Here is a 4,528-nt window from a genome sequence, read left to right as displayed (position 1 = left end):
TGGGATGATAGACATATTTGAACATATGAAAAAGGTTCCCAAAGTCATCTGGTTTGATAACCTTTCAGCAGCAGTAGCCGGTATTGATGGTCAAGACAGGACACTAACGGACAGATTCCAGCGTTTCAGTATTCATTATGGATTTGAAGCCAGGTTCTGCAACCCGGACAGCGGTCATGAGAAGGGTAATGTTGAAAACAAGGTAGGATACAGCCGCCGGAACTTTTTCGTACCCGAGCCTGGAAGAATACAACCGAAGACTTTTTGCCGTGGCAGAAAAGGACCACGAGCGGGTTCACTACAAGAAGAATCTGCTCATAGCCCGGTTGTTGGAAGAAGATAAAGCCGGTATGCTTCCTTTGCCGGAAAACCCTTTTGAAGTGGCAAAATGGCAGAAAGCCAAAGCCAATAAAATTGGAAAGGTTAAATTTGAAACCAATACCTACTCTGCCTCTCCAGCAGTGGCAGGAAAGGAAGTCTGGATTAAAGCAGGTGCTCATATGGTAGAAATCCTTAACGAAGACTACCAGAGCATCGTCAAACATAGAAGGCTGTATGGCAAAAACCTAGAAGCCATGAACTGGTACCCCTATCTAACTACCCTGGCCAAGCGTCCCAACGCTTTAAAATATACCGGGTTTTACCGGGAGCTGCCTGATCCCTGGCAGGACTACCTGGCAAGCTGTGATCATGATGGCAAAAAGAGCAGCCTGAAGGTATTGCTGGATTATTCCCCTGATCTAATTGTGAACGGTCAATAAAAATACATCATTTTCGGCCATTTAAAATGCAGCACTTGGCCACCATTATTTCTGGAAATTATCGTGTTAATTTTTGAGTATTGTTTCCCGGTGAGAAAGCCGGTAACTGTCTCCGTCCATATTGAATATCTCACATTTATGCATGAGCCTGTCTAGCATAGCAGCGGTTATTACCGGGTCCCCCATAAATTCTCCCCACTCAACCAAACCCTTGTTGGAAGTTAGTATGATAGAGGTCTGTTGGTAAAGCTGATTAATCACTCCAAACAACAGGTTGGCTTCGTTGCGGTTCACAGGCTGAAATCCAACTTCATCAATGATGACCAGATCAGCTTGATATAACCTTTTCAGTCTGTGTTTACTCTTCGGTGATATTTCCTGAGTTTTTAGCGCATGAATCAGCTGATCCATATGGATAAATAACACTGAGTAGCCAGTGTTAACGGCAGCAATACCCAGTGATACAGCCAAATGTGTTTTCCCTACACTGGGAGGCCCTAAGAACATAATATTAAAGGCACTTTCCAGCCAGGTAAGCTCTAAAAGCTGGTCCATCTGTTTCTTGGATACGCTGGTCTGGAACCCGAAGTCAAACTCTTCTATCGTTGCCAGATACGGGAAGCTAGCCTGTTTTAGTCTTCTTTCTCTGGCCTTGTCGGTTCGGGCGTTTCTCTCTTCCCCCAGCAGTATATTTAAAGTCTTGAGTATTGTCCATTCTTGTGCCTGCGCTTTTTCAAGAACTGTTTCTAAGCTGCGGGCAGCATTGGTGAGCAGTAATGCTGTAAGTTGATCCTGGACTTCTTTTAGGAGGGTCATTAAAAATCACCCCCCTTCACAACCAGCTCATACTCGGAAAGCTGCCTTTTGGTTGTGGTTATGCTTGGTACTAATATGGCAACTTCGGATGATGACTCGCATCTTCCAGTTCTTTTTCAAGACAACCTTCAAAATATTCGGCTGCATTTCTGAATTCTACAGCACTGAACAAACTGTGGTATATACAGTAACTTAGGGCTTTATCAACAACTACATCGGCATGTATCTTCAATACCTTTTCAATGAGGCTGAATTGATCCCGGGCATAGCGAACTTTTAACCGCCGAATCTGAGTAAGGAAGGTATGAGCATCTTCACTTTCTCCCATAGCCTTAAGCAGGCTGCTCTGAATACTGTCCAGCTTCTCCGAGGTGTCACGTTTATGGTTGTTGTTTTGTACCAATTCCCCCTTGTTCTTTGAGATTTTATGTTCAGCTATGATATATCCGCCGAAATCGTCCGTTATTTTAAGAATATCTCCCTCAATATCCAGGCTTACTTTCCGGCCCGGGCAGTAAGTCCCCAGAGGTAGGGAATACCGATTACCCTTGTAAAATATGGTGTTGTTCTTATGAACCTCTCTTGTTAAAATGTTTTCAATAGATTTCCTGTTTGAGGGTACCGGTTTTAGAAATAGTCTTTCTTGCTCAAAGACTTCGGCCGGTACTTTCTTTGTTATCCCGTGTACTTTAGCATTGCCGGTGAATCCTTCTGCGGGCAGCGACGCAACCGCTGTTAACCAGGCTGCTCCGGTTGTTGCCGCGGACATCACCAATACCAGCCCGGCAGGTAAAAATGACAAAAGAATTGAAATCGTGCTTGAAAGTAATGTTCTTGAATATGTACCCGAGCTAAATTGCATCGAGTCGGATGCCGGAGTAAAATTGTTTTTCCCCGACGGGTCGTTGGATGTTCTTGACCCGGCTACCGTCAGTTGGCACTCCGATAATACGCAGGTAGCCGAAGTAATGGCGAACGGTGCAATCATTCCGAAATCCGAAGGAACGGTGAACATTACCGCGGATTATCAAGGATTGAAGAATAGTGTTGCCATCTCCGTGTGCAAGGGCTCAATCGTCAAACTTAATTTGGTTTCGGGCGGTAATGAACTGAAACATATGATGCAGCATCAAAAAGCGCGGAATCGATTCTCCTTGATGGCGATTGCCACAACGTCATCCGGCAGGCAGTATGATGTTACCGAGGATAAGGACATGGTTTGGTCATCAAATAACCCGGACAACGCAAGCGTTTTTGGCGGCCGCATCTCAACGATGAATCCCGGCCGGGCAACTATTACGGCCAGCTTTAAGGGCGTCAAAGCCACCTCGGACGTTATCGTGGACAATGCCAAGGTTATGAAAGTCAGTCTTTCGAAAAAGCAGGTTCTCATTAATGATACGGCCGGTATGGATACGGTTGCATTGAGTGCCCGGATGAGCGATGGCAGCACCCAGGACATTTCCGATATGGCAGAATGGTCTTCTGATAATCCGGCTGTTGCGATGGCCTGCGAAGGAAGAATCGATGCGTTTAGCGAAGGCACGGCAACGATAACTGTACAGTATGAGAATTTTACCGACACGATTGCAGTTCAAGTGAAGCAATCGAATGAACCCAAATACGATCCCGTTTTCCCATAGAATAGATATCGATATGGAAGAACATCGATGTTGATGCTCTTCCATATCGATTAGGTAGGAGGGCATTGCATGAATTGCAGACGCATAGCAATCAACGGTTGTTTGTTTCTTGCCATACTGTTGGCTGGATGTAGCCTGCCCCCCGGGAGCGAGCCAGTCAATAGCCGCGCTTTGGATTCCCGACAGGAGAAGATTGTCCTGGATAAAACTTACCAGGATAATCGCTATCATTTTCAAGTTTCTTATCCTGGCAAATGGCCATCCAAGGTGGACGATAACAGCCTTTCCGATCCGCTACACGGTATATATATCTATATAGACGGCAATAAGGACGACTTCATTTATGTATACGGTTCCGTCTCCGAACTGGGAATACCCGACAACGGTATGATCAAATCCGAACTTGTCACCGACGATGGCGTGAAGGGCGTGCTGTATTCGAGAACGCTTGACGGTCGATCCGACCAGCATTTTGTGATCAATGAAAGATACTGTGCACATATTCAAACCACAAAAGTAGTTAATAAAAAGTATCACGAGGTTATTGTTGAGATTCTTAAAAGCCTGAAATTCTCCACAACCGATAAAAAATGAAGGTGAGGCAAGAATAGCAGCTTTCGGGAATCCTTTATGGCCCTTGACTGGTTGGCAAGACTTGTTACCCATATTCCCAATAAGGGAGAACAGTTAGTCAGATATTATGGATACTATTCCAATAAATCGCGGGGGATGCGCCAAAAAATTGAGACTGATGTAGAGATGCCGGCACTGGTTGAATCTGATATTTCAAAAAAGGCCTTTCGTAGAAACTGGGCCCGTCTGATTCAAAAGTAAATTCTGGCGAACTCCGCAAAGAACTTAATCGCCAAGCTGATGAATGGTTACAAGCACAGGGAAGAATGGAAAAAAGGAACTGAACCTGATATTATTTTATTTAATAATAATAGAGTTGTGGCCCCATGATCTGGTACTCCTCCAAAAGACGCATCAGAATTTGACTTGGGTACACATTTTAACGATTCCCAAACCTTATAACGAAAGGTATCCCAAGACTGAGGAATCGTTAAATTGTATCAATCTTTGGGTCATTAGACATTTAATAACATAATCTTTGATACAATTGTCTATGGCAAAATAAAAATACAGCGGTAAACTGGAAAAAAGGGTGTCAGGGGGGTGTCAAAGGGGACGGTTCTCTTGACACCTTTTTTGGTCTTTACAGTCATCTGCTATCATTCGTTTTCTGTACGATCCCTCGATTAATCCCCAGCAAATTAGCTATGGCCCTAACGGATAGCCTGGTATTAA

Annotated in this window: 6 protein-coding genes and 1 pseudogene; 5 read left to right on the top strand and 2 right to left on the bottom strand. The window is 44.4% G+C overall.

Annotated features, from left to right (window positions below):
* Together JCM14374_RS13835 and JCM14374_RS12700 are read left to right on the top strand one after the other, a co-directional pair.
* Window positions 1-343, top strand: a pseudogene (locus JCM14374_RS13835) (hypothetical protein); the annotation flags it as partial.
* Window positions 270-761: a Mu transposase domain-containing protein gene (locus tag JCM14374_RS12700; RefSeq protein ID WP_157049124.1), complete on the top strand. Its 492-nt coding sequence runs from the start codon at window positions 270-272 to the stop codon at window positions 759-761. The pseudogene JCM14374_RS13835 and the gene JCM14374_RS12700, both read left to right, overlap by 74 nt.
* Before the next feature lie 66 nt (window positions 762-827).
* On the opposite strand, the gene istB is transcribed toward JCM14374_RS12700, so the two are convergent.
* Together istB and JCM14374_RS12690 are read right to left on the bottom strand one after the other, a co-directional pair.
* Entirely contained in the window at window positions 828-1,577 is a 750-nt protein-coding gene (gene istB, locus JCM14374_RS12695; RefSeq protein ID WP_054698131.1) for an IS21-like element helper ATPase IstB, read from the bottom strand.
* 70 nt (window positions 1,578-1,647) lie between these two features.
* Window positions 1,648-2,346, bottom strand: a complete 699-nt coding sequence (locus tag JCM14374_RS12690; protein ID WP_054698128.1) for a Mu transposase domain-containing protein — start codon at window positions 2,344-2,346, stop codon at window positions 1,648-1,650.
* A 46-nt stretch (window positions 2,347-2,392) separates the two neighbouring features.
* Between JCM14374_RS12690 and JCM14374_RS12685 the strand changes: the two genes are divergently transcribed.
* From JCM14374_RS12685 to JCM14374_RS12675, 3 genes are all read left to right on the top strand, one after another.
* Window positions 2,393-3,220, top strand: coding sequence for a hypothetical protein (locus JCM14374_RS12685; protein WP_054698124.1), 828 nt, complete (start codon window positions 2,393-2,395; stop codon window positions 3,218-3,220).
* Window positions 3,221-3,289: 69 nt separating this feature from the next.
* Window positions 3,290-3,814 (top strand): hypothetical protein, encoded by a 525-nt coding sequence (locus JCM14374_RS12680; RefSeq protein WP_054698121.1) that lies wholly within the window; start codon window positions 3,290-3,292, stop codon window positions 3,812-3,814.
* Between the two features lie 36 nt (window positions 3,815-3,850).
* On the top strand, window positions 3,851-4,054 hold the full coding sequence (locus JCM14374_RS12675) for a transposase (RefSeq protein WP_054698118.1): 204 nt from the start codon (window positions 3,851-3,853) through the stop codon (window positions 4,052-4,054).
* Window positions 4,055-4,528: the final 474 nt, after the last annotated feature.

It is taken from the genome of Syntrophomonas palmitatica JCM 14374 (assembly GCF_001311885.1).
In the GTDB taxonomy this organism is placed as follows: Bacteria; Bacillota; Syntrophomonadia; order Syntrophomonadales; family Syntrophomonadaceae; genus Syntrophomonas_A; species Syntrophomonas_A palmitatica.
This window is presented reverse-complemented; position numbering and strand designations above follow the sequence as displayed.

Bases quoted from the DNA above. Each gene is read 5' to 3' on its own strand.
- istB (WP_054698131.1), bottom strand. From the start codon at position 1,577: ATGACCCTCCTAAAAGAAGTCCAGGATCAACTTACAGCATTACTGCTC.
- JCM14374_RS12690 (WP_054698128.1), bottom strand. From the start codon at position 2,346: ATGTCCGCGGCAACAACCGGAGCAGCCTGGTTAACAGCGGTTGCGTCG.
- JCM14374_RS12680 (WP_054698121.1), top strand. From the start codon at position 3,290: ATGAATTGCAGACGCATAGCAATCAACGGTTGTTTGTTTCTTGCCATA.
- JCM14374_RS12675 (WP_054698118.1), top strand. From the start codon at position 3,851: ATGGCCCTTGACTGGTTGGCAAGACTTGTTACCCATATTCCCAATAAG.